The sequence below is a fragment of the Flavobacterium sp. AK-345 genome (genome assembly GCF_058310175.1).
This window is the reverse complement of record NZ_JBZEER010000017.1, coordinates 23,139-49,451: the sequence shown is the minus strand read 5'-3', so window position 1 is coordinate 49,451 and position 26,313 is coordinate 23,139. Positions and strand designations below refer to the sequence as shown.

23 protein-coding genes and 1 tRNA gene are annotated in these 26,313 nt (G+C 33.7%); 17 read left to right on the top strand and 7 right to left on the bottom strand.

Annotated features, from left to right (window positions below; all coding sequences use genetic code 11):
• Nucleotides 1-3: 3 nt before the first annotated feature.
• The 8 genes from AC4FQ3_RS21265 (at nucleotide 4) to AC4FQ3_RS21230 (ending at nucleotide 6,123) form a co-directional block, all read left to right on the top strand.
• The gene (locus AC4FQ3_RS21265; RefSeq protein ID WP_491183202.1) at nucleotides 4-426 is read left to right on the top strand and encodes a DUF1801 domain-containing protein; all 423 of its coding nucleotides are present in this window, start codon (nucleotides 4-6) and stop codon (nucleotides 424-426) included.
• A 44-nt stretch (nucleotides 427-470) separates the two neighbouring features.
• The gene (locus AC4FQ3_RS21260; RefSeq protein WP_491183201.1) at nucleotides 471-1,529 is read left to right on the top strand and encodes an MBL fold metallo-hydrolase; all 1,059 of its coding nucleotides are present in this window, start codon (nucleotides 471-473) and stop codon (nucleotides 1,527-1,529) included.
• Nucleotides 1,530-1,815: 286 nt separating this feature from the next.
• Nucleotides 1,816-2,940 (top strand): lactonase family protein, encoded by a 1,125-nt coding sequence (locus AC4FQ3_RS21255; RefSeq protein ID WP_491183200.1) that lies wholly within the window; start codon nucleotides 1,816-1,818, stop codon nucleotides 2,938-2,940.
• A gap of 243 nt (nucleotides 2,941-3,183) precedes the next feature.
• Nucleotides 3,184-3,708: a GNAT family N-acetyltransferase gene (locus tag AC4FQ3_RS21250; RefSeq protein ID WP_491183199.1), complete on the top strand. Its 525-nt coding sequence runs from the start codon at nucleotides 3,184-3,186 to the stop codon at nucleotides 3,706-3,708.
• A 96-nt stretch (nucleotides 3,709-3,804) separates the two neighbouring features.
• Entirely contained in the window at nucleotides 3,805-4,386 is a 582-nt protein-coding gene (locus AC4FQ3_RS21245; RefSeq protein WP_491183198.1) for an LOG family protein, read from the top strand.
• A gap of 125 nt (nucleotides 4,387-4,511) precedes the next feature.
• Nucleotides 4,512-4,979, top strand: coding sequence for an SRPBCC family protein (locus AC4FQ3_RS21240; protein WP_042563066.1), 468 nt, complete (start codon nucleotides 4,512-4,514; stop codon nucleotides 4,977-4,979).
• Nucleotides 4,980-5,067: 88 nt separating this feature from the next.
• Complete coding sequence (locus tag AC4FQ3_RS21235; protein WP_302096988.1) at nucleotides 5,068-5,436, top strand: iron chaperone; 369 nt, start codon at nucleotides 5,068-5,070, stop codon at nucleotides 5,434-5,436.
• Between the two features lie 6 nt (nucleotides 5,437-5,442).
• Entirely contained in the window at nucleotides 5,443-6,123 is a 681-nt protein-coding gene (locus AC4FQ3_RS21230) for a 2'-5' RNA ligase family protein (protein ID WP_491183197.1), read from the top strand.
• 112 nt (nucleotides 6,124-6,235) lie between these two features.
• On the opposite strand, the gene AC4FQ3_RS21225 is transcribed toward AC4FQ3_RS21230, so the two are convergent.
• Genes AC4FQ3_RS21225 through AC4FQ3_RS21215 form a run of 3 tightly spaced genes read right to left on the bottom strand, consistent with a single transcriptional unit; the run spans nucleotide 6,236 to nucleotide 9,527 of the window.
• Nucleotides 6,236-6,598 (bottom strand): VOC family protein, encoded by a 363-nt coding sequence (locus AC4FQ3_RS21225; RefSeq protein WP_463460279.1) that lies wholly within the window; start codon nucleotides 6,596-6,598, stop codon nucleotides 6,236-6,238.
• Nucleotides 6,599-6,616: 18 nt separating this feature from the next.
• Nucleotides 6,617-7,360: a DUF2625 domain-containing protein gene (locus tag AC4FQ3_RS21220; RefSeq protein WP_491183196.1), complete on the bottom strand. Its 744-nt coding sequence runs from the start codon at nucleotides 7,358-7,360 to the stop codon at nucleotides 6,617-6,619.
• 19 nt (nucleotides 7,361-7,379) lie between these two features.
• Entirely contained in the window at nucleotides 7,380-9,527 is a 2,148-nt protein-coding gene (locus AC4FQ3_RS21215; RefSeq protein ID WP_491183195.1) for a cation:proton antiporter, read from the bottom strand.
• A gap of 321 nt (nucleotides 9,528-9,848) precedes the next feature.
• Between AC4FQ3_RS21215 and AC4FQ3_RS21210 the strand changes: the two genes are divergently transcribed.
• The 8 genes from AC4FQ3_RS21210 (at nucleotide 9,849) to ypfJ (ending at nucleotide 21,338) form a co-directional block, all read left to right on the top strand.
• Nucleotides 9,849-11,276 carry an L-serine ammonia-lyase gene (locus AC4FQ3_RS21210; protein WP_491183194.1) on the top strand — a complete coding sequence of 476 codons (1,428 nt, stop codon included), beginning with the start codon at nucleotides 9,849-9,851 and terminating at the stop codon, nucleotides 11,274-11,276.
• 113 nt (nucleotides 11,277-11,389) lie between these two features.
• Nucleotides 11,390-12,589 carry an SH3 domain-containing protein gene (locus tag AC4FQ3_RS21205; RefSeq protein WP_491183193.1) on the top strand — a complete coding sequence of 400 codons (1,200 nt, stop codon included), beginning with the start codon at nucleotides 11,390-11,392 and terminating at the stop codon, nucleotides 12,587-12,589.
• 55 nt (nucleotides 12,590-12,644) lie between these two features.
• Entirely contained in the window at nucleotides 12,645-13,463 is an 819-nt protein-coding gene (panB, locus tag AC4FQ3_RS21200; RefSeq protein WP_042563072.1) for a 3-methyl-2-oxobutanoate hydroxymethyltransferase, read from the top strand.
• 160 nt (nucleotides 13,464-13,623) lie between these two features.
• Nucleotides 13,624-14,313: an RluA family pseudouridine synthase gene (locus tag AC4FQ3_RS21195; RefSeq protein ID WP_042563073.1), complete on the top strand. Its 690-nt coding sequence runs from the start codon at nucleotides 13,624-13,626 to the stop codon at nucleotides 14,311-14,313.
• A 75-nt stretch (nucleotides 14,314-14,388) separates the two neighbouring features.
• Nucleotides 14,389-15,717 (top strand): aldehyde dehydrogenase, encoded by a 1,329-nt coding sequence (locus AC4FQ3_RS21190; RefSeq protein ID WP_491183192.1) that lies wholly within the window; start codon nucleotides 14,389-14,391, stop codon nucleotides 15,715-15,717.
• A 117-nt stretch (nucleotides 15,718-15,834) separates the two neighbouring features.
• Nucleotides 15,835-16,623, top strand: coding sequence for a hypothetical protein (locus AC4FQ3_RS21185; RefSeq protein WP_042563075.1), 789 nt, complete (start codon nucleotides 15,835-15,837; stop codon nucleotides 16,621-16,623).
• Between the two features lie 93 nt (nucleotides 16,624-16,716).
• Nucleotides 16,717-20,400, top strand: a complete 3,684-nt coding sequence (locus tag AC4FQ3_RS21180) for a response regulator (RefSeq protein ID WP_491183191.1) — start codon at nucleotides 16,717-16,719, stop codon at nucleotides 20,398-20,400.
• Between the two features lie 89 nt (nucleotides 20,401-20,489).
• The gene (ypfJ, locus tag AC4FQ3_RS21175) at nucleotides 20,490-21,338 is read left to right on the top strand and encodes a KPN_02809 family neutral zinc metallopeptidase (protein WP_491183190.1); all 849 of its coding nucleotides are present in this window, start codon (nucleotides 20,490-20,492) and stop codon (nucleotides 21,336-21,338) included.
• 527 nt (nucleotides 21,339-21,865) lie between these two features.
• Here the strand turns inward: ypfJ and AC4FQ3_RS21170 are convergent.
• The 4 genes from AC4FQ3_RS21170 to AC4FQ3_RS21155 form a co-directional block, all read right to left on the bottom strand.
• Nucleotides 21,866-21,939 (bottom strand) — tRNA-His (locus AC4FQ3_RS21170).
• Nucleotides 21,940-22,015: 76 nt separating this feature from the next.
• Nucleotides 22,016-22,732 (bottom strand): bacillithiol biosynthesis deacetylase BshB1, encoded by a 717-nt coding sequence (gene bshB1 / locus AC4FQ3_RS21165; protein WP_491183189.1) that lies wholly within the window; start codon nucleotides 22,730-22,732, stop codon nucleotides 22,016-22,018.
• 147 nt (nucleotides 22,733-22,879) lie between these two features.
• The gene (locus AC4FQ3_RS21160; RefSeq protein ID WP_491183188.1) at nucleotides 22,880-23,962 is read right to left on the bottom strand and encodes a chorismate-binding protein; all 1,083 of its coding nucleotides are present in this window, start codon (nucleotides 23,960-23,962) and stop codon (nucleotides 22,880-22,882) included.
• Between the two features lies 1 nt (nucleotide 23,963).
• Complete coding sequence (locus tag AC4FQ3_RS21155; RefSeq protein ID WP_491183187.1) at nucleotides 23,964-24,392, bottom strand: PaaI family thioesterase; 429 nt, start codon at nucleotides 24,390-24,392, stop codon at nucleotides 23,964-23,966.
• 221 nt (nucleotides 24,393-24,613) lie between these two features.
• Here AC4FQ3_RS21155 and AC4FQ3_RS21150 point away from each other — a divergent pair, with 221 nt between their 5' ends.
• Nucleotides 24,614-26,128, top strand: a complete 1,515-nt coding sequence (locus tag AC4FQ3_RS21150) for a hypothetical protein (protein ID WP_491183186.1) — start codon at nucleotides 24,614-24,616, stop codon at nucleotides 26,126-26,128.
• Nucleotides 26,129-26,313: the final 185 nt, after the last annotated feature.

Genomic DNA, 26,313 nt, shown 5'->3' with positions numbered 1-26,313 from the left:
GTCATGGCAAAAAATAAAACTACACAAACAGAAACCAGTGTTAACGATTTTATAAACGCTGTTGAAGATGATACAAAAAGAAACGACTCTTTTGAACTCATTACAATAATGCAAAAACAAACAGGTTTCGAAGCCAAAATGTGGGGACCGGGCATTATTGGTTTTGGAAGTTATCATTACAAATATGCCAGCGGACATGAAGGCGATGCACCGCTTGTTGGATTTTCGCCAAGAAAAGATGCTTTTTCCTTTTATGCCTGTTTAACAGATGAAAATAAAGAAGAACTGCTCCCTAATTTTGGCAAACACAAAGTAGCGAAAGCTTGTGTTTATTTTAAAAAACTAGCAGATATTGATCCTGAAATTCTAAAAAAAATGATTTCACTTTCGGTTAAAAACTTAAATACATTATATCCCTCAAATTAAAAATCATGGTCATTACGCTATTAATTATTTTACTTTCCGTTCTTATGTATTTTTTATTACATCCAAGGTTTGGAAAAAAACCTTCCGGTGAAAGACTGGCTCTAATACAAAAGTCGCCTCAATATAAAAATGGGAAATTTGAAAATAACTCTTTTACGCCTGAGCTTGCCGAAGGTTATGGTTATTTTGATATTTTAAAGCAATTCTTCTTTAAAAAAGTAGACCGAAAAATTCCGACTGATATCATTCCTTCTGTAAAAACCAATTTACATGAAATTTCGTTAGATCAGGATATTATGGTATGGTTTGGGCATTCGTCATATTACATTCAGCTTTCAGGAAAACGATTTTTAATTGATCCTGTTTTCAGCGGCAACGCCTCGCCTATTTATGGAACTACAAAAGCGTTTCAGGGAACTGATATTTACACCGTAAATGATATTCCGGAAATTGATTATTTGTTGATAACGCACGATCATTATGACCATTTAGATTATAAAACCATCATGCAATTGAAACCGAAAATTAAAAAAATAATCACCGCACTTGGCGTTGGTTCTCATTTTGAATTTTGGAAATTTCCTGTGGAAAATATTATCGAAAAAGACTGGCATGAAAAAATAACATTAGATGAGAATTTAACGCTATATACAACACCGTCAAGACATTTTTCTGGCAGAAGTATTAAGCGTTGTAATACACTTTGGACTTCTTTTGTTTTAGAAACCAAAGATTTTAAAATGTATTTGGGCGGCGACAGCGGTTATGATTCTCACTTTAAGCAAATTGGAGATCAATTTGGTCCTTTTGACATTGCACTTATCGACAACGGTCAATATAATCCGGCGTGGAAATACATTCATAATTTACCTGAAGACGTAATAAAAGCCATGAAAGATCTGAACGCAAAAAGAGTATTTCCGGTGCATTCATCGAAATTTGCACTGGCATTGCATCCTTGGGATGAACCTCTTATAAAAGTAACAGAATTGAATGCCAATTCAGAAAATCCAATTCCGTTAATTACACCAATGATCGGAGAAAAAGTAGAATTGAAAAATGAAAAACAGGAATTTAAACAATGGTGGAAGGGAGTTAATTAAAATTTTAGATTGCAGATTTTAGCTTGAAAAACTAAAACAACTTTTAAATTATATCAAATTTCATTGCGAAAGACGGATTAAAATCCATCCCTACAATATGATACGTTCCTCCGGAACTCTTTATAAAATTCCGTAGGATTGATTTATTTTGTAGCTAGGGATTTCAATCCCTTGAAACGCAAAGTTGTCACAATTTTTATCATTCTGAGGAACAACGAATCTTGACAAATAACCCGACAAAGATGGAGTTCACTTGACAGAATAACAAATTTTATAATTAAAGAATATGAAACTAAAATTTCTCTTTTTTGCAATATCCTTTCTCACAGCAATTCATGTCTTTTCTCAAAACACATACGTTTTTCTGGGATCATACAATAAAGACAAAGAAGCAGAATCGATACAAGTATTTCAATTAGATACTTTAAACGGAAAACTGACGAAGATAACTGCAGCAAAAAACGTTATTAATCCATCCTATTTAACGGTTTCTCCAAACGGAAAGTACGTTTACGCCTGTACGGAAACGAAAACACCAAATGACGGGAATGTGAGCAGTTTTGAATTTAATGCTGAAAATAAAACGTTGACATTTTTAAACAAACAAAAAAGCGGTGGAGAAAACCCGGTTTATGTTTCGGTTCATAAAAGTGGAAAATGGCTCGTAAATGCCAATTATACAGAAGGAAGTGTTTCGGTTCATCCATTATTAGAAAATGGAAAAATCGATTCGCTTGCGCAGAATTTTCAATATAGCGACGGAAGTATTCATAAAGAAAGACAAACCAGATCGCACGTACATTCGGCTGTGTTTTCTCCGCAATGTGATTATCTCTTTTTACCTGATTTAGGTGCTGATAAAATTCGTTGTTACGGTTTTGATGAAACCCAAAAAAAGCCTTTAACCGAAACAAAAAATCCGTTTACAAAAACTGATTTAGAAGCCGGGCCAAGACATTTTACTTTTCACCCAAATCAAAAATTTGGTTATTGTATTGAAGAAATGGCTGGCGCAATCAGCGTTTATAAATATGAAAACGGAACTTTACAAAAAATACAGCGCATCAACACGCATTCTGATAAAATCAAAGAAGGTTTTGAAAGTTCTGACATTCATATTTCGCCAGACGGAAAATTTCTGTATGCCACAAATCGCGGTAAAGAAAACAATATTGCTATTTTTTCTATTGATGAAAACGGACTTTTAACAAACATTGGTTATCAATCGACTTTAGGAAAACATCCCAGAATTTTTGCTATTGATGAAAGCGGAAAATTTCTGATCGCCACAAATGTTATTTCAGGAAACGTGATTGTTTTTAAAAGAAATTCAATAACAGGATTACTTAAAAAAGTGGGTAAAGAAGTTAAAATGGAGAATGTTTCCTGTGTGCAGATAAAAAGGATTTAACCTTTATTTTGTGTAGCTGTTCATCTTTGTCAAAGTTTAAAACTTTGACAAAGATTTGCACAATTTTGTCATCCTGACGAAGAAAGGATCTCCGTAAGAAACTCCACAAAATATGTCGCCAATCTTTGTCGATTTCCGAGTGTGATTTCTCTCCCGAAGCCTCGGGATCGAAATGACAAACTTTGTAAAAAAACTTTTAATTCGAGCAAATTAGTGCAATTCGTGGCAAAAAAAACAAAAAATATGACAACATTCAATTTACAACCGGAAGTTTTAGAAAACGACATTATAAAATTAATTCCGCTACAGGAAAATCATTTTAAAGAACTTCATGAGGCAGCTTCAGATCCTTTAATCTGGGAACAATATCCGATAAAAGACAGATATAAATTAGAAGTTTTTAAACCATTTTTTGATGGCGCTATAAACTCAAAAGGTGCTTTTTTAATCTTAGATAAAGTAACCAACGAAGTTATGGGAACAACCCGATTTTACGATTACAATGCCGAAAAATCAAGTGTAGGAATTGGATTTACGTTTATATCCAGAAAATTTTGGGGCGGCCCTTATAATAAAGCTGTAAAAAAATTAATGATAGATTATGCTTTTGAGCATTTAAACTCGGTGATTTTTCATGTTGCAGAACAAAATTTCCGTTCGCAAAAAGCCGTTTTAAAGCTGGGAGCAGAAAAAATAAACGAAGTCAATTTTAATATGAATGGAGTTGATGTAATTCATTATGAATACGAATTAATTAAAAAGTTATGAGTTATGAGTTATGAGTTTGACAATATCAATAATTTAAATTCTCACTAATAACATTTTACTTTTAACTTCTAACAAATAACATTTAACAAATAAACAATGAAAAGTATAACTGTTTTTTGCGGATCCAGTTTTGGAACCGAAGAAATTTATAAAGAACAAGCCGTTTTACTCGGACAAACTCTGGCAAAACAAAATATTAAATTAATTTACGGCGGTGCAAACGTAGGTTTGATGGGCGCTGTAGCAGATGGCGTTTTAAATGCCGGCGGAGAAGCAATTGGTGTTCTTCCAGATTTTTTAAGATCGAAAGAAATAGCACATTTGGGTCTTACCGAATTGATTTTTGTAGAAAGCATGCATGAAAGAAAAACCAAAATGAACGACTTATGCGAAGGCGTTATTGCGCTTCCGGGTGGTTTTGGAACTCTGGAGGAACTTTTTGAAATGCTGACCTGGGCACAATTGGGTTTACACAAAAAACCAATCGCCATTTTAAACATCAATGGATTTTATGATTCTCTTATTGAATTAACCCAAACAATGGTTGAAAAAGGTTTATTGAAAGATGTTAATCAAAAAATGCTTTTGGTAAGTGATAATATTGATGATTTATTAAATCAAATGAAAAATTATACAGCACCAACTGTTGGAAAATGGATTGAGAAAAAAGAGTTGTAGTTATGATTTTTGATTTATGAGTGATTTGCTTAACTTTTAAAATTAAACAATTAGCCTTATATTTACATTTCAACTTTTACTCATTAACATATAACTTCTCACAAATAACATCTAACTTCCAAAAGATGAAAACAGAAAATAATAAATTCGCAAAAGCCGAAATGCTGATTAGAAAACCTGTTTCAGAAGTTTTTCAGGCTTTTATTGATCCCGAAATCACGAGTAAATTTTGGTTTACAAAAGGTTCAGGGAAACTGAAACAAGATGAAAAAACAGAATGGACATGGGAAATGTATGGATTTTCATTAATGGTTACGACACATGTTTTGCAGGAAAATAAAAAAATTGTGGTCGAATGGGGAAATCCTGATGAAAGCACTATTGTCGAATGGGTTTTTACGCCATTAAACGAAAATGAAACTTTTGTAAGCATCACCAATTCTGGCTTTAAAGGAGATACGGACAAAATAATCGATCAGGTTCGAAATTCTACGGAAGGTTTCACTTTGGTTTTAGCCGGAGCAAAAGCTTACTTGGAACATCATATTTTACTGAATCTTGTTTTAGATCGATTCCCGAAAGGTCTGGCTTAAAAAAGTTTCAAGTTTATTTTGTTTCAAGTTTCAAGTTCGCACAGAACTTGAAACTTGAAACCTGAAACTAAAAAAACAAAATATAAAGATGGATACGAAGAAACCAGCAGATATCAACGAATATATTGGCGGATTTCCGAATGATGTTCAGGAAATTCTGGAGAAAATAAGAGAGACAATTCAGAAAGCAGCGCCGGATGCTAAAGAAAAAATCAGTTATTCGATGCCGGCTTTTGAGCAAAACGGAATCGTGGTTTATTTTGCCGCTTTTAAAAATCACATTGGCTTGTATGCGTTGCCAAGCGGTCATGAAGAATTTAAAGAAGAACTTTCTAAATACAAGTCCGGAAAAGGTTCTGTACAATTTCCGTTGGATAAACCGATGCCGTTTGATTTGATTACCAAAATTGTAAAATTCAGAGTGAAAGAAAATCTGGAAAAAGCGAAAAAGAAATAACTTTCAATGGATTTAAGCGAACATTACAATCAACTTTACAAAAAATCTGCAGCAGCTATTTTAGCCGGAAATTATAAATTAGATTCTCAAATCAATAATCCCTCAGATTCCCGTTTTGGCATTACATTGCTCATTCGCCCAAGCGAAAAAATCAAAACCAATATTCAGTTGTTTTTAAATGAATTAAAGGCGATTGAGCCCACACAATATTATTATCCTGATGCTGATATTCATATTACGCTAATGGCGATTATTTCGTGTTATGAAGGTTTTACTTTAGATAAAATTTCAATTGAAGATTACATCCAAATCATACAGAAAAGTTTAATTAATTTAGGCGAAATTAAAATTGAATTTCGAGGCGTAACAGCTTCGCCTTCTGCCCTAATGATTCAGGGTTTTCCTGCTGATGAAAGCCTGAATAATTTACGAAACAAACTTCGTGAGAATTTTAAAAAATCTACTTTGCAGCAAAGTATTGATAGTCGTTATGCTATTTCAACGGCGCATTCGACTGTAATGCGTTTTCAGGAGAAACTTCAAAATCCGGAGAAATTAATTGTAGTTGCAGAGAAATTCCGAGATTATAATTTTGGGGAATTTACAGTTGGTAAAGTAGAATTAGTTTATAATGATTGGTATCAGAGAGAAAATAACACGGTTCATTTGACCGATTTTAATTTATAAGTTTTTTTCGCCACGGCCCGAGCGACAGCGAACAGGCGAAGCAATTCACAAATTTTCACTAATTCAAATTGTAAAAAAAACTTTGTGCCTTTGTGCCTTTGTGGCAAACTTTTTATTTAAACTCTCCGAAATGCCATAAAACACCCGACGGATCGTGCAGAAAACATTCTCTTCCCCAATCTAAATTACGAATTGGAGTAAGTTTTACACCTTCATATTTTTCAGGAAGATTTAAGGCCAAAAGTTCGTTGTAATAACGATCGACATCATCAACTTCAAGAAAAATCATCGTGTTTTCGATCCAGTCTTTTGTATAATAATCCTGAAGGTAAAAAGCCGTTTCTTCGCTTTTAAAAACAGAAAAATTACTTTCTAAAACTGTTTCTTCAAAACCTAAATCACGATAGAAGCTTCTTGAGATTTCGAAATCCTTGGCGCCTATGAATGGTCGAATTGATTTGATTTTGTGATTCATTTTTGCAGTTTTTCAAAATTACTTTTCGAAACCAATTTGTTTTCGTAAATCTAAATTTAAGCTATATTGTTCCTGAATTGGAATTATCTTTCTCGAACTTTTATTAATGTCGCTTCCTTCTGCTGTCCAAAGAAAAGGGTAAAAATTAAAAACTTCATCACCTTTTAATTTTGAAACTTCTTCTCGCCATCCATTCCATCTGTTACCTTCATAAAATTTATCTAAATTGTTATTAAAACAAAATTCTAAAAATTCAGAATACGTAATATCAAGTTGTTCATATTCGAGATTATCAGGAGAAAAATAATAAATTTTACCGACATCGGTTCCTAATCCTCCTCCATTCAAAAGATAAAAACCCCCAATTGCATCATCTGCTATTAATAAAAAAGGTGGCGTTTCACCAAACTCATTAAATGATTTTCCTTTATTCCAATCAGGAAGTGTTCGAGTAAATCTTGAATTTCCTGAACCTAAAATTCTAATCCAGCCATCATCAATTAAAAGACCTCCTGTCATAAAAACAATTGCTCCCATTGGGGAACGTGTTGTAACCTGGGTATGAAATAATGCTTCTTTTGCTTTTAATTCATCAACAGGTAAAATCTCAACCTTATTTTTTGCGGTTTTAATCCAGCCTTCAACAATTACCCAACCTGGATCTTTTTTATCTATAAGTTCTTCAGCACTTTTCATTTTATTTTGTCCATTTGTCACAAAAGTTATAAATATCAACGAAATTAACAGCAATTTTCTTTTCATTTATTCTATCCTAAAAAAATTACCCCTTCTTCAAAATACTTCCTAAACCTCTACCAATCTGCTCAATAGCCTCAAGACCTTTCGTTAATGGCGTTGCCGTGAAATCTTCGTAAGCATCCATCGAAGTCACTTTATTATCATCTTGCGGATAAACCAAAATCAGGTTATTTTCTTCAAATGATTTTTCGAATTTCTGTGGTAATTTATCAAAAATAGATTGGTATGAAACGGAACCTTTTCTTGATAAATTAAAAGCAATTAAATCAGTTGGTTTAATTTCATCTGAAATGGCTTCAAAATCTTCCCAATCTAAAATACTCTTGAATCCTAATTTTGCGCTAAGTTTCAAATTAGCAGCAATCTGCAAAATAGACTGATGCGTTTTATATTCAGCATAAATCACAATCGGAATACTTAATTCCTGTGATAATCGACAGATTTTTTGAAGTAAAAGCTGAAATCCAACTCCTCTTTCTGAAAAAGGCGGGCAAATAAAGACCAATCTTTTTTCTTCAATAAAAGGTTTTTCAAATCGGCAGATAAATAAACTTTTGTCTACGTTATTAATAATCGAATCTACGTTTTCTCCAAAAATTTTATCCAGGAAACCTGTTTTTCTCGGCCAGCCAACAATTACAATATCCGACATGATTTCTTTTGAAGTTCTCGCAATTCCACTCGCCGGATTATGATCGATTCTGGCAATGGTATTAATTTTTACTTCTGATGCTGAACCCTGAATTACAAATTTGTCAACAGCTTTTCTATATCTTAAAATATTTTTTTCGGCCTGATCATTATTCGGAACAATCGTAAGCAAAGTAACCGGATTGGCAGATTTTTTATCTTTTATTAAAAGTGCAAAATCCAACAAACTTGCTGTTGCAGAAGTTTTTGCCAGCGGAATCAAAATATGTTCTTCCAGAATCTTATCTCGGTTGGTATCTTCATGAGAAACTTCTTCTTCACAAATGGCAATTTTTTTAGCTGCTTTTTCTGTAGCAAAAGAAGCCACAATACACGTTATCAGAATTAAAATAATAGTTCCGTTTAATATATTTTCATCTAGAATTTTCGCTTTAAAACCTACCAAAATTACCGCCAGAGTTGCTGCAGCGTGCGCACTGCTCAATCCGAAAATAAGCTGTCTTTCTGTCTTTGTGTATTTAAAAACAATTTGCGTAAAAAAGGCCGCAAACCATTTTCCAAAAATAGCCACAACACTCAATGTTCCGGCAACAATTAAAGCAGTTGGTCCGCTCAAAATAACACTTATATCAACAAGCATTCCCACAGAAATCAGGAAAAACGGAATAAACAATGAATTCCCAATAAACTCAATTCTGTTCATCAATGCAGATGAATGCGGAATTAACGGATTTAATGCCAAACCGGCAACGAAAGCACCAATAATAGGCTCTACTCCTGCTACTTCGGCCAAAAATGCGGCGAAAAAAACAACTGAAAGTACGAATATATAATGGGCGTGTTTTTCACTTTCTAATTTCTTGAAAAACCATTTCGCAATTCTCGGAATAACCAAAAACATAATGGCAGAGAAAATAGCCAGCGAAACACCTAATTTTATCCAGAAAGCCTGATTTAGATTTCCCTGAGCGCTTCCCATAATTACGGCAAGAATTATCAAAACAGCAGTATCAGTTAAAATTGTTCCACCAACGGTTATGGCAACCGCCTGATTTTTTGAGATTCCCATTTTACTCACAATTGGATATGCAACCAAAGTGTGTGTGGCAAACATACTCGCCGTTAGAAAACTGGCATTAAAATCATATTGCAGTAAATAATAACAAACAGGAAAACCAATAGATAAAGGGAAAATAAAAGTAAAAAATCCAAATAATAAACTCTTATTTTGATTGGCTTTAAACTCGTTCATATCGAGTTCAAGACCCGCGATAAACATGATATATAAAAGTCCGATGGTTGAAAACAAATCAACGGCCGAGCTTTTGGCAAGAATATTAAGTCCATGAGGACCAATGATTACACCAGAAATTATAAGACCTATAATTCCGGGAATATTTATTTTTTTCAGTAAAATTGGAGACAGCAGAATAATGAAAAGTATCAACGAAAAAATTAATACTGGATTGTTAAGCGGTAATTCGAATTCTTGTAATAAATGCTTGAAAAATTCTATCATAATGTAATTTTATCTTCTTTGTGGTATTTCAATTTTTTCGTAAAAAAGGTTTCTAAAAATCGAAAAAAACATATCAGAAGTTATTATTTACCCGATTGTTTAAAAGTTAAAAAAACCGGATTTTTTAGTGATTGCTTCAATACAAAAATACCTAAAAAAACCTCGAACTCTTTACGAAAACCGCATATTAAGCAATTAAATTTATTTCGTTGCCAAATTATTAAAATTTAATATCTTTTTTAACAAAACCGCAACATTAACAATTAAATATTCAGGTTCGTTGCATTATTCAATTATCTTTGTCTTAATAAAAATTGAACAATGGAAGAATGTATCTCTGTTTTTGATATGCTTAAAATTGGTGTTGGCCCGTCGAGTTCCCATACATTAGGTCCGTGGCGCGCCGCAGAACGTTTTTTAAAAGAGTTAAAAGACGAATCTATTTTAGAACAAACTACCAGAGTCAGGGTCGACTTATACGGCTCTCTTTCCTTAACCGGAAAAGGCCATGCTACAGATTTAGCAGTTATGCTCGGTTTAAGCGGTCAGGATCCCGAATATATTCCCATTGAAGATATTGCAGGAATCATCAAATCGATCGAAACCAAAAATGAAATCGTTTTGGGCAACCAGATTACGATTCCGTTTTACTTTCTTCAGGACATTGTTTTCAATAAAGACTTTCTCCCTTTTCATGCCAATGGCCTAAAATTTACGGCTTACAAAGCTGATAACTCTGAATACGAATCTACTTTTTATTCTATCGGAGGTGGTTTTGTGGTGAAAGAAGAACGTACCAATGCCAAAATAAAAGAAGAAATAAAATGTGCCTTTCCGTTCCCTATTCAAAATGCGGTTGAACTTTTAAATTATACGGTTTCAGAAAACAAAATGATTTCTGAAATTGTTTATGAAAACGAAAAATCAATGCGTCCTGAAGCCGAAATTCATTCGGAATTAATGCGTATTTGGAACACTATGCTCGAATGTATGTACATTGGCTGTCATACAGGAGGAATTCTTCCGGGCGGATTAAATGTGCGCAGAAGAGCTTTTGATATGCATCAGGGTTTAATTGGACTATCAAATTATTCTGATCCGCAAACGTGGTTGGAAGAAATCAGAAAAACAGAAGTGAAATTTCGCCAGATATTAAAATGGGTAAGCTGTTTTGCACTTGCCGTAAATGAAGTAAATGCTTCTTTGGGCCGCGTGGTTACAGCACCTACAAACGGAAGCGCTGGTGTGATTCCGGCTGTTCTGATGTATTATCTGGTAATTGAAAACCATAACGCAGGCGAAAACGAAATCAAACAATTTTTGATGGTTGCCGGAGAAATTGGAAGTATCTTTAAAAAAGGAGCTACTATTTCTGCAGCAATGGGCGGTTGCCAGGCCGAAATTGGCGTTTCATCAGCGATGGCTGCTGCAGCACTTTGCGAATTAATGGGCGGAACTCCTGCTCAGGTTTTAATGGCTGCCGAAATTGCAATGGAACATCATCTTGGTTTAACCTGCGACCCAATTGGCGGTTTGGTACAAATTCCGTGTATTGAAAGAAATACAATGGGTGCCATAAAAGCGATAAATGCTGCCGAATTGGCCTTAGAAACCGATTCTAAAAATGCAAAAGTTCCATTAGACAAAGTCATCAATACGATGTGGCAAACGGCAAAAGATATGAATTCAAAATACAAAGAAACCTCTGAAGGCGGGCTTGCAATTGCTGTTAATATGGCGGATTGCTAAATAAAAGTTTGCCACGAATTTCACGAATTATCACGAATTATTTTTTTTAATTTTCGTTAAGTAAATAGATATTCGTGATAATTCGTGAAATTCGTGGCGACAAAAAATACTACATGAAAAAATACCACTTTATAGCAGCATTATTATTTTGCTCTATTTTACTACAAGCCCAGGAACGTTATTTTCTAAATTCAGATACTCGATTGTATACTTCGGCAAGTGCTTCTGCTGAATTTTTAGGCTATTTTAAATATGGTGCAGAAGTTCAGTTATTATCTAAAAGTGAAAATGGCTGGTACAAAGTAAAAGCTGATAATTTATCTGAAGGATATGTTCCTGAAAAATTTGTGGGAACAAGATTAAACGCTGCCGACATTAAAACTGTTGATTACGAAAATCCTGTTTTGGCAGGCGGTGATCAATATTATGGCGGAAATCATCTTTTTGTTTTGGTGGCGGGTTTAAAAGCAAGGGCACTTCCTGATAAAACTTCAAAAATTAAAGAAATTTTGTTTACAGGAGATCCTGTTCCGGTAAATTATCTTCCTAAAAATCAAGAAGAATGGGTAAATATTGGTGTAAATTTCGACCCTGAATATGCAAAATTTACACTGAGAAAATTCATTGGCAAAAGACCTGATTTTAATACTTTAATCAAGGAATTCGACAAACTAAATCCTGATGCAATTGCTGAACGAAAAACTGTTGCAGAACGAATCGTAGAACTTGCCTGGAACAGCGATTATTCAAAACTAGCTCCGGCGTACCAAAGATATTCTGAAGTTGTTAAACAATTGAACGACCCTAAATTAATTGCCGATACAGAACTGAATGTGTCTATTGCCAAAGGATTAGACAAACATAAATTACCGGAACAAATTGTTGCTTTTACGCAAAAAACCGAATTTATTTTGAAAGGTATTAAAACAAAATCTTTGTTTCTTACCCAAAAAGAATTAGTAAAAACCTTTGGAAAACCTGCAAAAACAGCCAGTATAGGTGATGAATGCGGTGTTTATTTAAGTGATTTGTTTTACTATTATCCGGATTTAGAAGTTTCTGTTGATGAAAAACAAAACAAAGTTGAAATCGTAAAGGTTTTTATCAATGAAAACAATAAAATGATTTTGAATCCCAATTCGGTTTTAGATAACACATTAACTGAAAAAGCATTTATCGAAAAATACGGCACTTATATAACAGCTTCTATCAAAGTACCACATTCCTACTCCTTGCAATTTCAAGACAGCGAATTTAGAATAGAATTCAAAGACGGAAAGCTCTTTTTTATTGAAATATTCTTCTATTGCTGATTTCAATCTATAATTATTCAATACTTTTACATCTTCAAAAAAAATAAAAAACAAAATGTCAGTAGCAAAAAAAGATTATAAAAGAATCACTACAAAGTCGTTAATCGAAATGAAAAGCAACGGAGAGAAAATCTCTATGCTAACGGCTTACGATTATACAATGGCAAAAATCGTTGATACTGCCGGAGTCGATGTGATTTTGGTTGGAGATTCAGCTTCAAATGTTATGGCAGGTCACGAAACGACTTTGCCTATTACTTTAGACCAAATGATTTACCATGCTTCGTCTGTAGTTCGTGCTATCGAAAGAGCTTTGGTTGTAGTTGATTTACCTTTTGGAAGTTACCAGTCTGACCCGAAAGAAGCTTTGCGTTCTGCCATCAGAATCATGAAAGAAAGCGGTGGTCACGCAGTAAAATTAGAAGGAGGAAAAGAAATTAAAGAATCGATCAAAAAAATATTAAACGCAGGAATTCCCGTTATGGGACACTTGGGTTTAACTCCACAATCTATTTATAAATTCGGAACTTACAGCGTTCGTGCAAAAGAAGACGAAGAAGCAGAAAAACTAATCGAAGATGCTAAATTGCTTGAAAAAATTGGCTGTTTTGGTATTGTTTTGGAAAAAATCCCTGCTGATTTAGCCGAAAAAGTAGCTAAAAGTATTTCGATTCCTGTTATCGGAATTGGTGCCGGAGGCGGCGTAGACGGACAGGTTTTGGTTATTCACGATATGTTGGGAATGAACAACGAATTTAGTCCAAGATTTTTACGTCGTTACCTAAATCTTTACGAAGAAATGACAAAAGCAATTGGTCAATATGCTGCTGATGTGAAATCTAGTGATTTCCCTAATTCTAATGAACAATATTAATTTTTAAGTTGCTAAGGTTCTGAGATTCTAAGTTGCTAAGATTTTAAGGTTACTTTTTTAGGTACAAAGGCTCAAAGCAACAAAGGTTCAAAAGTTTTCTTTATTCACTTTTCAATCTAAAATCAGAAATCTAAAATCTAAAATTCCCATAAGTCTAATAATGAAAATCGTTTCCAACAAAAGTAATCTCCAAATTCTGCATGAAGACAATCATATTATTGTGGTCAATAAACGCGTAGGCGATATTGTGCAAGGGGATAAAACGGGGGATAAACCTCTATCTGATGTTGTAAAAGAATACATTAAAGACAAATACAATAAACCTGGCGATGTTTTTTTGGGGGTGATTCATCGTTTGGACCGACCTACAACCGGAATCGTGGTTTTTGCCAGAACCAGTAAAGCTTTAACGCGAATGAACGAATTGTTCAGCAATCGCGAAACACAAAAAACCTATTGGGCAGTTGTTAAGAACAAACCTTTGGAAACAACTGCCAAATTGGTTCATTATCTAAAAAGAAACGAAAAAAATAATACTTCAAAAGCACATTTAAAAGAAGTTCCCGATAGCAAAATTGCCAGTCTGGATTATACTGTTTTTAAAGAACTTCAAAATTATGTTGCTCTGGAAATTAATCTGCACACAGGTCGCCACCATCAAATTCGTGCACAATTGTCGGCAATTGGTTCGCCTATAAAAGGCGATTTAAAATACGGTTTTGACCGAAGTAATCCTGATGGCGGAATTCATCTTCATGCCAGAAAATTAGTTTTTGTACATCCTGTCTCAAAAGAAAATATTACGATTGTTGCACCAACTCCCGACGAAACCATTTGGAATGCATTATGATTTTATGATTATTTTCTTATTTTTTTAATTTTTATCGATTAACTTGCATAGACAAAAAAACAAGCTGATCGTAAAATGGACTATAAAAATGATATCGGATACCGAAAAGAAACGCTCAAAAAATTATTATATAACATTCAGAAAAGCGAAGATTTAATTGTAAAAGCTTTATATGATGATTTTAAAAAGCCTGAATTTGAAGCTGTTTTAACAGAGACTAATTATGTCATTTCGGAACTAAAAGACACGATCAAAAACATTCATAAATGGGCAAAACCAAAACGTGTTTTCCCTTCCCTCCTTAACTTTCCTTCAACAGATTATATTTACAAAGAACCTTACGGAAAAGTGTTGGTAATTGCACCATGGAATTATCCTTTTCAACTGGCATTATGCCCTTTAATTTCTGCTGTTGCAGCGGGAAACAGAGTGATTTTAAAACCGTCAGAGCTTACTCCAAATACTTCTTCTATAATTGCAAAAATCATCCAAAAAACGTTTCATGTAAAACATGTTGATGTCGTTCAGGGAGGAGTTGAAGAAGCAAACAGCTTATTGGCAAAACGCTGGGATTATATTTTCTTTACAGGAAGCGCTGCTGTTGGAAAAATCGTCGCCAAAGCTGCCGCAGAAAACCTGACACCTGTGACGCTCGAATTAGGCGGAAAAAACCCGTGTATTATTGATGAAACTGCCGATTTAAAATTAGCTGCAAAAAGAATTGTCTGGGGAAAATTTATTAATGCCGGTCAAACTTGCATTGCACCGGATTATATTTTGATTCAAAAAAACATGAAAATCAATTTCATCACTTTTATGATGGAAGAAATTACAAAAGCATATGGCAAAAAAATGGAAAAATCGCCGGATTTTGCCCGAATTATAAATACTAAAAATTGGCTTCGACTGGCTAATATGCTGAAATCTGAAAAAATAATTTTTGGAGGAGAAACAGATGCGAATAAGCTTTATATCGCACCAACACTTATTGAGGAACCAGGCTTGGAAAGTCCGGTTATGAAAGAAGAAATTTTTGGTCCGATTTTGCCAATTCTCACTTACGAAACAGAAACCGAAATTAAAAATGTTGTGAGCCGTTATGAGAAACCTCTTGCATTTTATATTTTTAGCGAAAATAAATTTTTTACCAAAAAATTAATTGCAACTTATTCTTTTGGAGGCGGTTGTATCAATGATACGGTTGTTCACTTTTCTAATAAAAGACTGCCTTTTGGCGGTGTTGGCCATAGCGGAATTGGCGCTTACCACGGTCAATTGAGTTTTGACATTTTTACACATCACAAAGGAGTAGTCAAAAAAGGAAATTGGATCGATTTACCAATGCGTTATGCACCCTACAAAGATAAACTGGCTTCCATTAAACGCTTATTAGACTGGATATAACCACTAAAACAATCTTCGTACTATTTTGTAGATTTTCGTACGGATTTGATTAAAAATATTATATTTACGTTTCAATAATTAAACACGATAGAATATAAAACAATTCTACTTAAAAAAATGAAATCTACACTTGATCAAATTGAAGACATTAAAAATAATGGCTATTTCTTAGACTTTTCTACTGTTTTTAACCATGCTTTCGAAAACTATAAAAAAATAGCGCTCTATGCTGGATTAATACTTTTGGTATTTTCAATTTTAGCATTTTTTCTTGGCGGAGGACTTTTAGTTTCATTGTACGGAGTTCAGCATTTTAATGAAGAATTTTTAAAAAACCTTCAAAACGAGCAAACATCAACATCTGTACTGGCTATTTACAGCGTAGTAATTGCTTTTTTTGCAGCACTTTTTAGTCCGTTTACTGCTGGTTTTTTAAAAATGGCATATTGTGCAGACAGAGATGAAGAATTTAAATTTTCTACAGTTTTTACCTATTACACATCACGTCATTTTGGACAGCTTTTTATCTCAACATTATTAATTTCACTAGTAAGTGGTTTCATTTCCGTTCTCTTTAATATGGTTGGAATTATTCTTGTTGATACTTTTATTGCACTGGCAATCACCATATTTACCTCATTAGCAATACCTCTAATTATTTTTGGAGATTTAAACGCCATAGACGCCATAAAATCAAGCATTATTATCGTTAGCAAACAACCATTTACAATAATCCTTTTGCTTTTTGTTGCCGGCGTTGGCTCAGCCATTGGTTTAATTGGCTGTTGTATTGGCGTAGCCTTTACAATTCCTATCACTTATTCGGTAAAATACGCTTTATATAGCGCTATATTAAACATAGAAGAAGAGAATTCAATTGATTCAATTGGATCTGATTCAGAATAAAAACTGAAGATTCTGAGAACAAAAAGAGCCTGACCTACTCTTTTCAGAAAATTCCAAATTGCTATTACTAAACCAAAACATACCCCAAATACTATGGTAGAAAACTATAGTTTTTTTAACTCATCGATTTTAGGAATCGCCAATTTTGGTGATGCCTTAAAATCGATTGCCACAAATTGGTTTGTTTTTAAATCCGATATTATTTTCTACAATAATCCCAAACTCATCATTTTGGGGCTGTCATTATTCGGTTTTATAGGTTTATTGATTTATCAGTTTTTTAGAATTAAAGCCAAAATTGGCTACTTCATCGAGAAAAAACTGGAAAGCGAAACTGCACATAGAGAATATCAATTGTATGCTTTATTCTTTGGAATTTCAATTATTGTAATCGAAATTATTAATGAAATATTCAAGATTCGGCCACGAAGTTTATTAGTTTTTAATGTAATTATCGGATTTTCAGTTTTATTGCTTTATTTAGTTACTGATAAAATCAAATTTCTACGGGACCGAACCCAGAGAATTTTCATTATTTCCTTCTTCATTTACATTGCGTATGTTGCCCGTAACATTATATATCTGCAAAATGATGTTATCCCGATTATTACTTTTCTACTTTCGTTTTTTTTCTCTTACAGTATTTTAAAACCCATAAAAATTTATTGGACTTTCGTATCAATCGTATTTTTATACCTTATTGCAACCTTAGTTTTCCATGCAATTCCATTAAAATCATCAATTTTACTGATCAATTTTTGCATTATTGTTTTCATTATTAATCACGTAAATTATGCCGTTTTACTAAACAACAGGGATAATTTCAGGTTTACAAACGAAATCGTTCATAAAGGAAATTCATTAACGATTGCTACAAATAAAAAAGGCGAAGTATTATTTAGCAGCGAAACTATAACAACAATTTTAGGATATTCGCCAGACGAAGTAATGGCAATGGAATTTTGGAAGTTAACTGAAGATCCAGAATTTATCAGAGAAAATTATCACAAAACTTATATTGATAATAAACTCTACATTCGAAAACTAAAAAGTAAAAACGGCGAATTCAAATACATTCAATGGAAAGATAAAAAATTCTCTAATGATTTAATTATCAGTATTGGGCAAGACGTTACAGAACAAATTATAGTTCAGGATCAATACAAAAACCTGATTCAGACCGCGACCGATATTATTTTTGAGATTAATGTCGCCGGTTATTTTACTTTTATCAATGAGTTTGGATATTCTATTTTGGGTTATGCAGAAGAAGAAGTGATTTCGCAGCATTATTCAAATTTTATTCATGAAGATTACATCAAAAATGCCGTTGATTTCTATGAGAATTTAGAACGAAACGAACTTAATTATCCGACCATTGAAATTCCGGTTATAAAGAAAAACGGCGAAGAATTATGGATTTCACAAAAAGTTATTATTCGCAAAAATGATTTGGGCGAAACAAATGGATACGCAGGTATAGCAAGAGATATTACGGAGATAAAAAACATCGAAAACGAGAAAAAAAGACGTCTTGAGAAAATCGAAGCCTACAATAATTCGACCAAAAAATTATCGACAACAGATTTTCGCGGTTACAGCGATTTGCAAACCGTAATTGATTTTATTATTCAGGAAGCGGCAACAGTTTCTAAAACAAACAGAGTCAGTTTTTGGAAATACTCAAACGATACTATAACATGTCGAAATTTATTCAGCCGGGACAATCAAAGTTTAAACGATAAAAACATTCTCGATAAAGAATCTTATCCAATCTATTTTGAAACTTTAAAAAGCAAAGCCATCATCAATGCTTCTGATGTATTTAATAAACTGGAAACATCTGAATTTCAGCAAATTTACTTCATCAAAAACAAAATAAAATCGATGCTTGATGTTCCGATTTTTTTAAACGGACAATTGGCAGGAGTTGCCTGTTTTGAAAGTACCGAGAAAAAAAGAGAATGGGACAATGAAGATATTAATTATGCGAGAACAATTTCGGATGTAATCTCATTGGCAATTTCTTCTCAAATGAGGCTTAAGGCCGAGAAAAAACTGGAACTTAAAAGTGAATTATTATCGGCTTTGGCGCTTTGTACAGAGAAATTTTTATTGAGCAAAAGTCCGCAAAAAATGTTTCAGGAAACTTATGAAATTATTGGAAAGGCATCAAAAGTAGATCACATTTTTTATTACGAAAAAAATTTTGAAACCAATACCATCAGCCAAAAATACAAATGGACCCGAGAAGGAATTGAGCGTCAAATAACGAAACTGCAAAATTTTACCGAAGACAATTTAAAGGAAATCATCTTGCACTCTCAAAATAAAAAAGTTTTAAGCACCTTAACCCGAAATCTGGAAGATACCTACTTTAAAAATTTACTCATTACCAATAATATTAAATCGATATTGATTTTGCCTTTGTTTGCCAATAATAACTTTTCTGGTTTTATTGGTTTTGATGATTGTACGCGGGAAAGAAAATGGTCTGATGATGAAATTTATATCTTCCAGACACTTGCCAATAATATTTCATCGGCGTTAGACCGAAACAGAAATCAGGCAAAAATCAAGGAAAGTGAAGATGCAATAAAAGCAAAAGAACTGGCAGAGGCAGCAAATAAATCTAAATCGGATTTCCTGGCCAATATGTCGCACGAAATACGAACTCCGTTAAACGGAATTATCGGTTTTACGCATTTGCTTATGAAAACGAATCTTGAAGAAATTCAGGAAAAGTACATGACAACCATTAATCAATCGGCACATTCATTACTTGAAATCATCAATGATATTCTTGATTTTTCTAAAATTGAAGCCGGAAAACTCGAACTTTTTATTGATTTGTATGATATTCAAAAAATACTGGGACAAGTATTTGACTTAATTATTTTTGAATCGAACCAAAAAAATCTTGATCTTGAATTAAATGTTGATCCGAATGTTCCTAAATATATCTGGACAGATATTGTGCGATTGAAACAAATTTTGATCAATCTTTTATCAAACGCCATAAAATTTACCAACGAAGGATCTATAAAACTAAATGTTTCGGTAATCGAAAAAAAATCAGAAGAAAATTATATTCTTCGCTTTTCTGTTGTTGATACCGGAATTGGAATATTAGAGCAAAATCAGAAGAAAATTTTCAAGGCCTTCTCACAAGAAGATAGTTCTACAACGAGAAAATTTGGAGGGACAGGTTTGGGACTCACGATCTCTAATCAATTACTGGCTTTAATGGAAAGCCGTTTGCAGCTTGAAAGCAGAATTAACAAAGGAAGTACATTTTATTTTGATTTGAATTTAAATATTAGTCATAAAAGTATCAACGAAAAATACAAAGAAATTCTAAAAAACAGAAATCCTGATTATGCATTGAACTATTATTCTAATCAAAAAAAACTAAATATTTTGATTGTTGAAGATAATAAAGTAAACATGCTTCTTTTAAAAACAATTGTAAAAAACCTCAATTTAAATACTATAATTTTTGAATGCGAAAATGGCTATGAAGCTGTAAATCAAATTGAAAATATTAATCCTGATTTAGTTTTTATGGATATTCAGATGCCAATTATGAATGGCTATGAAGCCACAAAAGCGATTAGAAATACTTTAAGCGGCAAAAATATTCCGATAATTGCTGTTACGGCAGGCGCTGAGAAAGATGAGCGAAACAAATGTATTTCGGCCGGAATGAACGATTATATTTCTAAACCAATCATTCGCGGAACTGTGGAAGAAGCTTTATCTAAATGGATAAAATAATAAAGTAAATCATTTTAATAGAACATATTTTACAAAAAAATATATAAATTCGTACAACAAAATTTATAATAACTTTTAATATAATAAATATGAAATGGCTAGGCAGAAGACAAAGTGATAACGTAGAGGACAGAAGAGGACTTTCTGGAGGAAAAGTAGCTGTTGGTGGTGGAGTTATTGGTATCATCATTTTGTTATTAAATGTTTTTGGAGGTGAAACCGGCCAAACTATTGGAAATGTCTTAGAGCAAGTCCAAGGCGGCCAACAACAAACTGAAGCCGCTGCACCATTAAGCAAGGAAGATGAGGAAATCGGGGACTTTGTCAGGGTAATTCTGGCTGATAACGAAGATATCTGGAGTAAAATATTTGAAGAAAACGGAATGACGTATAAAAATCCAAAATTGGTGCTTTTTAGAGGTTCTGTTCAAACAGCTTGCGGTGGAGCTTCTTCGGCATCGGGACCATTTTATTGTCCGGGAGATCAAAAAGTATATATGGATTTAGGTTTCTTTGAAGAGCTTAAAACAAAATTTGGTGCCAAAGGTGGTGACTTTGCAATTGCGTATGTTATAGCACACGAAATTGGGCATCACGTGCAAACCTTATTAGGAACCTCGGCTAAAATGCATCAGGAACAAGAAGGAAAAAGCGAAGCAGAAGCTAATAAACTTTCGGTTGCATTAGAGCTGCAAGCAGATTTCTACGCCGGAGTATGGACACACTACAATCAGAAAAATTTAGATACTGATGATATCGACGAAGCTTTAAGTGCTGCAAATGCTGTTGGTGATGACGCCATTCAAAGCAAAATGAGCGGTCAGGTTGTTCCGGATTCATTTACACATGGGACTTCAGAACAAAGAATGTACTGGTTTAAAAAAGGCTTTAAAACAGGCGATATTAAACAAGGAACAACTTTTGAGGAGATTCGATAATACAAACCAAATATAACAAACCGACTAAAAGCATGATTTAAACGTCATGCTTTTTTTGTTTCACAAAAATAAATATTCCAATGTTGTGTGTTTTTGAACCATATAAGTTCATTTAATTATGTGGAGTAATCTTTGTCAAAGTTTAAAACTTTGACAAAGATTGGCGATTTTGTTTGTAGATCGTAGCGTCCCCGTGGTTGAAACCACGGGTTATAATCGTAATCGATTGGAATTTGTAATTTATTTTTTGGAATTTATTTCTTTATTCTTTTAAACATAGCCAATGGTTTCAACCATTGGAACACAATACATTTCCGTAATACATTTTCACGATTCAATTTCAAGATCCATAACCTGTGTCCCCGTGGTTGAAACCACGGGCTATATTCACAATTGGAGTTGGGAGTTGGGATTTGAAATTTGAATCTGGGTTTTGGAATTTGGTCCCGAAGCCTCGGGATAAAATTTAGAATTTAAATTAGGCGCACAAAAAAAGCCTTGAATTTCTTCAAGGCTTTAAATTTCTGGGTGGCTGACCGGGTTCGAACCGGCGACCCGCGGCACCACAAACCGCTACTCTAACCAGCTGAGCTACAACCACCATTTTGCTTAGCGGTTGCAAATATACAACTAATGTTTACTTCCGCAAATAAAAAATTGAAAAAATATTGAACTTTTTACATCAAATCTTCTAAGCTATTGACTGCCAAACATCTTTCGACAGTAAAACCTTCAGCAAAATCTTTGTTAACAAGCCTACCTAAGTCCTGCGCACGGTAATTTAGGCTCTCCAGAAAGTTTTTGCTTGTTATTGGCGTTGCAGGTTCTTTTGAATTTGGATCGTAAAACTGAGTTTTATAAGCCAAAACTGCTTCTACCTTTTTTTGTTCAAAACCTGTAATGTCTACAACAAAATCAGGTTCTAAGTTTTTCCACTGAATATAATGATAAACCACTTTTGGTCTCCAGGCTTCTTGTTGCTCTCCGTCAATGGAAGTTTCGATTTTCATTAACCCGGATAAAAAGCAAGCGTCAGAAACTAATTTGCTTCCTTTTCCGTGATCGATATGGCGATCGTCGACCGCATTGCACAAAACGATTTCTGGTTTGTATTTACGAATCATTTTAATAACTTCAAGCTGGTGCTTTTCATCATTTACAAAAAAACCGTCACGCATTTCTAAATTTTCACGTACTAAAACGCCTAAAATTTTTGCCGCAGCTTTTGCTTCTTCATCTCTTGTTTCGGCTGTTCCACGCGTTCCTAATTCGCCACGTGTTAAATCAACAATCCCAACTTTTTTCCCAAGGGAAACTTCTTTTAATATTGTTCCTGCGCAACCTAATTCTACATCGTCCGGGTGTGCGCCAAAGGCTAATATATCTAATTTCATTTGCTTTTTGTTTTCTTTGTTTCAGGTTTTAAGTTTCAAGTTCTAAACTTTGGCTGAAAACTAAATAATCTTTTTGTTTTTTTTGTTTCAGGTTTCAGGTTTCACGTTCCAAGAAATTTGAAACCTGAAACCTGAAACTTTTATTTTTTAACAACTACTATTCTTTTTTATATTCAAAACTCTTTTCATCGTCATTGATTTATTGACGCTTTCCTCCCATTCTTTCTCCGGGACACTTTCTTTGGTAATGCCGCATCCCATGTATAAAATGGCGCTTTTTTCCTGAATTTGCATACTGCGTAAATTTACGAATAAATCAGAACTTACTGTTTTACGCGCAAAACTGCTGTTTAATTCTCCCAGAAAACCGGTGTAAAAAGTTCTGTCATAGTTTTCATTTTCAATAATAAATGCTTTTGCCTTTTTCTTTGGCAAGCCACAAACGGCAGGAGTTGGATGCAATGTATCGATAACTTCTTCAAGTGTAGAATTATCATTTAAAACTCCCGAAATATCGGTTTTAATATGCCAGATCGATCCGGCTTTTATGCTGTAAGGTTCTGTAACAATAACTGATGAAGCTACTTCACGCAATCTTTTTACGATAAAATCAGTAACATATTGCTGTTCGTCTTTTTCTTTTTGCTGCCAAAGAATTTCTTCTTCCAGATTTGCTTTTTGAGTTCCGGCAAGAGCTGTGGTTTCAAAAACATTTCCATTTGCTTTTAATAATTGTTCCGGTGTTGCTCCCATCCAAAAACCAATTTGGGGATGAAAAAAGCAATAGGAAAAAGTCGTTGGATATAAATGAATCAAACGCTGAAAAGTGATGACAAAATCAAGATCTGTTAATTCCAGTTTTTCATTTCGGGATAAAACTACTTTTTTGAATTCTTCGTTTTTAATGGCATCAATTCCTTTTGTAACTAAATCTTCGTATTGAGTTTTTGCTTCAGGATCAAAACCTAAATCATCAATTTCATTAAAATCAAATTTAATTTCCTTTTGTTCGGTACTTATAATTTTGGATTGCTTTTCGGGAATTAAAATCAATTGTTTTTCATCAAAAGAAGCAAAAACAAATCCCTGTTCACTATAATCTGTAACTGTATATAAAGTATCATCTTGCTGTAAAAAGGCAAAAAGAAGCGACGAATTGGGTTTAGAATAAATTACAAAAGGTAATTTTTGTTCCTGGTGTTTTCGGATTGTAGAAAAAAAGTCGTTCATATTAGTTAGCTTTTTTATCTAAAACCATATTAGTCAATTTACAAAGCGAAATCAAATTGCCTTCTTCATCGGTGATTTTAATTTCCCATAAATGAATACTTCTTCCTTTATGAATAATTCGTGCGGTACCAAAAACCCAGCCTTCGCGAATGCTTTTCAAGTGATTTGCCGAAATTTCGATGCCGCGGACTTCCTGTAATTTTGTATCAATAAAGAAGAAAGACGCTGCACTGCCAACACTCTCCGCCAAAGCAACCGAAGCGCCTCCGTGTAAAAGTCCCATTGGTTGATGAACGCTTGTATTTACAGGCATTTTGGCTACTAAAAAATCTTCGCCTGCATCAATATATTCAATTTTTAGCGTCTCCATCAAGGTGTTTTTGGTAAACTGATTGCAACGCTCTAATATTTGTTCTTTGGTATAATTCATTAAAATGGGCTTTAAAATCGTAAAATTAAAGAAAAGATGAGTTACAAATTCGAAAATCCAATTCTATTATTTAAAATCAGCTTCAAACATGTAAGTTTTTTGTTATTTTTACAGAACAATAAAAATATTTGATACAAATTACACAGATTAAATTTTATTAGCAAAGAATAGAAAATCATTTAAATCTGTGCAATCCGTGGCAAAAAAACAACTTCATTAAAATGCGTCAATACTTCACATTCTTCATTCTTGGTTTGCTTATAACTTTTAGTTCCTGCCGAACTGATTTTGATACCGTTGCCAGTTCCGGAGATTTAAAGTTTTCAAAAGATACCGTTTATTTAGATACTGTTTTTAAAAACATCGGTTCGAGTACATACCAGTTAAAAGTGTACAATAAAAGTAAAGACGATATTTCGATTCCAACCATTCAGCTTAAAAAAGGATTGAATTCTAAATACAGAATGACGGTTGACGGAATGAACGGAAACAATGGCAAAATCTTCAATGATGTAACGCTTTTGGCAAAAGACAGTTTGTATATTTTTATAGAAACAACGGCGGATATTACAGATGCAAACCCAACAGATTTTTTATATACCGATGAAATTCAGTTTGATGGCGGTTCGAATCTTCAGGAAGTAGCTTTGGTTACTTTAATTCAGGATGCTGTTTTTCTTTATCCAAAACAAAATCCTGACGGAACAAAAGAAAAAATCGAGATTGACGGAAAATCAGTTGATGGTTTTTATTTAGATGAAAATGATGCCGTAAACGGAAATGAGTTGATCTTCAACAATCAGAAACCTTATGTAATTTATGGTTTTGCAGGAGTTCCGGAAAATAAAACCGTCATTTTTGAGGCCGGAGCGCGAGTTCATTTTCATGCCAATTCAGGACTTTTTGTAGATAATAATGCTTCTCTTCAAATTAACGGAGATGTCTCTACAACCGAAAAACTCGAAAACGAAGTTGTTTTTGAAGGCGATCGTCTGGAACCTGAATATTCTGATGTTCCCGGACAATGGAGTTCGGTTATTTTTTCTAAAGAAAGCACCAATCATTCGATCAATCATTTAACGTTGAAAAATGCAACAATTGGTCTATCAATCCAAAATCAGGATGAAACAGCTTTTCAAATCAAAAACACTCAAATTTACAATTGCGCCGAATATGGAATTTTAGCTCAAAATGCTCATCTTAATGGTGAAAACATTGTTATCAATTATTCCGGTTTAGCGAGTTTGACTTGTGTTTATGGTGGAAATTACAGTTTTACACATTGTACTTTTTACAATAATTGGCAAAGCAGCTCACACTTTGCGGTGAATTTAAGCAACAGTTTGGCTGGCGCAACTCCCGAAACGAATCCGTTAACGCAGGCTACTTTTAATAACTGCATTATTTATGGTTCAAATACCAGCGAATTTAATTTGAACAAAAATACTGCGGCACCTTTTGTATATCAATTAAACAATTGTCTATTAAAATTTAGCAGCTCTTCATCAAATCCAGATTATCAGTTTAAAACAGATACAGAACATTATAATCAAATTATCTTAAACGAAAATCCGAAGTTTTATAATGTTAATCTCAACAAATTCAATATAGACAATACTTCTCCCGCTTTCGCGAAAGGAAATCAGGCGTATACAATTCCGTTGGATATTATTGGAGCGACAAGAACTTCTCCTCCTGATTTGGGCGCTTATCAAAGTGCTGTTTTTCCTGAGTAAAGGATTGCCACGAAGGCGCTAAGGCACGAAGTTTTTTTTAAGTAACCATTAACGTACTGTTTGTCATTTCGAGGAACGAGAAATCACACTAGAAACTCCGCATAGTATGTCGCCAATCTTTGTCGAGTTTCTAGTGTGATTTCTCGTTCCTCGAAATGACAAAAATGAGAAAAAAAAACTTTGTG

Bases quoted from the DNA above. Each gene is read 5' to 3' on its own strand.
- AC4FQ3_RS21265 (WP_491183202.1), top strand. From the start codon at position 4: ATGGCAAAAAATAAAACTACACAAACAGAAACCAGTGTTAACGATTTT.
- AC4FQ3_RS21260 (WP_491183201.1), top strand. From the start codon at position 471: ATGTATTTTTTATTACATCCAAGGTTTGGAAAAAAACCTTCCGGTGAA.
- AC4FQ3_RS21255 (WP_491183200.1), top strand. From the start codon at position 1,816: ATGAAACTAAAATTTCTCTTTTTTGCAATATCCTTTCTCACAGCAATT.
- AC4FQ3_RS21250 (WP_491183199.1), top strand. From the start codon at position 3,184: ATGACAACATTCAATTTACAACCGGAAGTTTTAGAAAACGACATTATA.
- AC4FQ3_RS21245 (WP_491183198.1), top strand. From the start codon at position 3,805: ATGAAAAGTATAACTGTTTTTTGCGGATCCAGTTTTGGAACCGAAGAA.
- AC4FQ3_RS21240 (WP_042563066.1), top strand. From the start codon at position 4,512: ATGAAAACAGAAAATAATAAATTCGCAAAAGCCGAAATGCTGATTAGA.
- AC4FQ3_RS21235 (WP_302096988.1), top strand. From the start codon at position 5,068: ATGGATACGAAGAAACCAGCAGATATCAACGAATATATTGGCGGATTT.
- AC4FQ3_RS21230 (WP_491183197.1), top strand. From the start codon at position 5,443: ATGGATTTAAGCGAACATTACAATCAACTTTACAAAAAATCTGCAGCA.
- AC4FQ3_RS21225 (WP_463460279.1), bottom strand. From the start codon at position 6,598: ATGAATCACAAAATCAAATCAATTCGACCATTCATAGGCGCCAAGGAT.
- AC4FQ3_RS21220 (WP_491183196.1), bottom strand. From the start codon at position 7,360: ATGAAAAGAAAATTGCTGTTAATTTCGTTGATATTTATAACTTTTGTG.
- AC4FQ3_RS21215 (WP_491183195.1), bottom strand. From the start codon at position 9,527: ATGATAGAATTTTTCAAGCATTTATTACAAGAATTCGAATTACCGCTT.
- AC4FQ3_RS21210 (WP_491183194.1), top strand. From the start codon at position 9,849: ATGGAAGAATGTATCTCTGTTTTTGATATGCTTAAAATTGGTGTTGGC.
- AC4FQ3_RS21205 (WP_491183193.1), top strand. From the start codon at position 11,390: ATGAAAAAATACCACTTTATAGCAGCATTATTATTTTGCTCTATTTTA.
- panB (WP_042563072.1), top strand. From the start codon at position 12,645: ATGTCAGTAGCAAAAAAAGATTATAAAAGAATCACTACAAAGTCGTTA.
- AC4FQ3_RS21195 (WP_042563073.1), top strand. From the start codon at position 13,624: ATGAAAATCGTTTCCAACAAAAGTAATCTCCAAATTCTGCATGAAGAC.
- AC4FQ3_RS21190 (WP_491183192.1), top strand. From the start codon at position 14,389: ATGGACTATAAAAATGATATCGGATACCGAAAAGAAACGCTCAAAAAA.
- AC4FQ3_RS21185 (WP_042563075.1), top strand. From the start codon at position 15,835: ATGAAATCTACACTTGATCAAATTGAAGACATTAAAAATAATGGCTAT.
- AC4FQ3_RS21180 (WP_491183191.1), top strand. From the start codon at position 16,717: ATGGTAGAAAACTATAGTTTTTTTAACTCATCGATTTTAGGAATCGCC.
- ypfJ (WP_491183190.1), top strand. From the start codon at position 20,490: ATGAAATGGCTAGGCAGAAGACAAAGTGATAACGTAGAGGACAGAAGA.
- bshB1 (WP_491183189.1), bottom strand. From the start codon at position 22,732: ATGAAATTAGATATATTAGCCTTTGGCGCACACCCGGACGATGTAGAA.
- AC4FQ3_RS21160 (WP_491183188.1), bottom strand. From the start codon at position 23,962: ATGAACGACTTTTTTTCTACAATCCGAAAACACCAGGAACAAAAATTA.
- AC4FQ3_RS21155 (WP_491183187.1), bottom strand. From the start codon at position 24,392: ATGAATTATACCAAAGAACAAATATTAGAGCGTTGCAATCAGTTTACC.
- AC4FQ3_RS21150 (WP_491183186.1), top strand. From the start codon at position 24,614: ATGCGTCAATACTTCACATTCTTCATTCTTGGTTTGCTTATAACTTTT.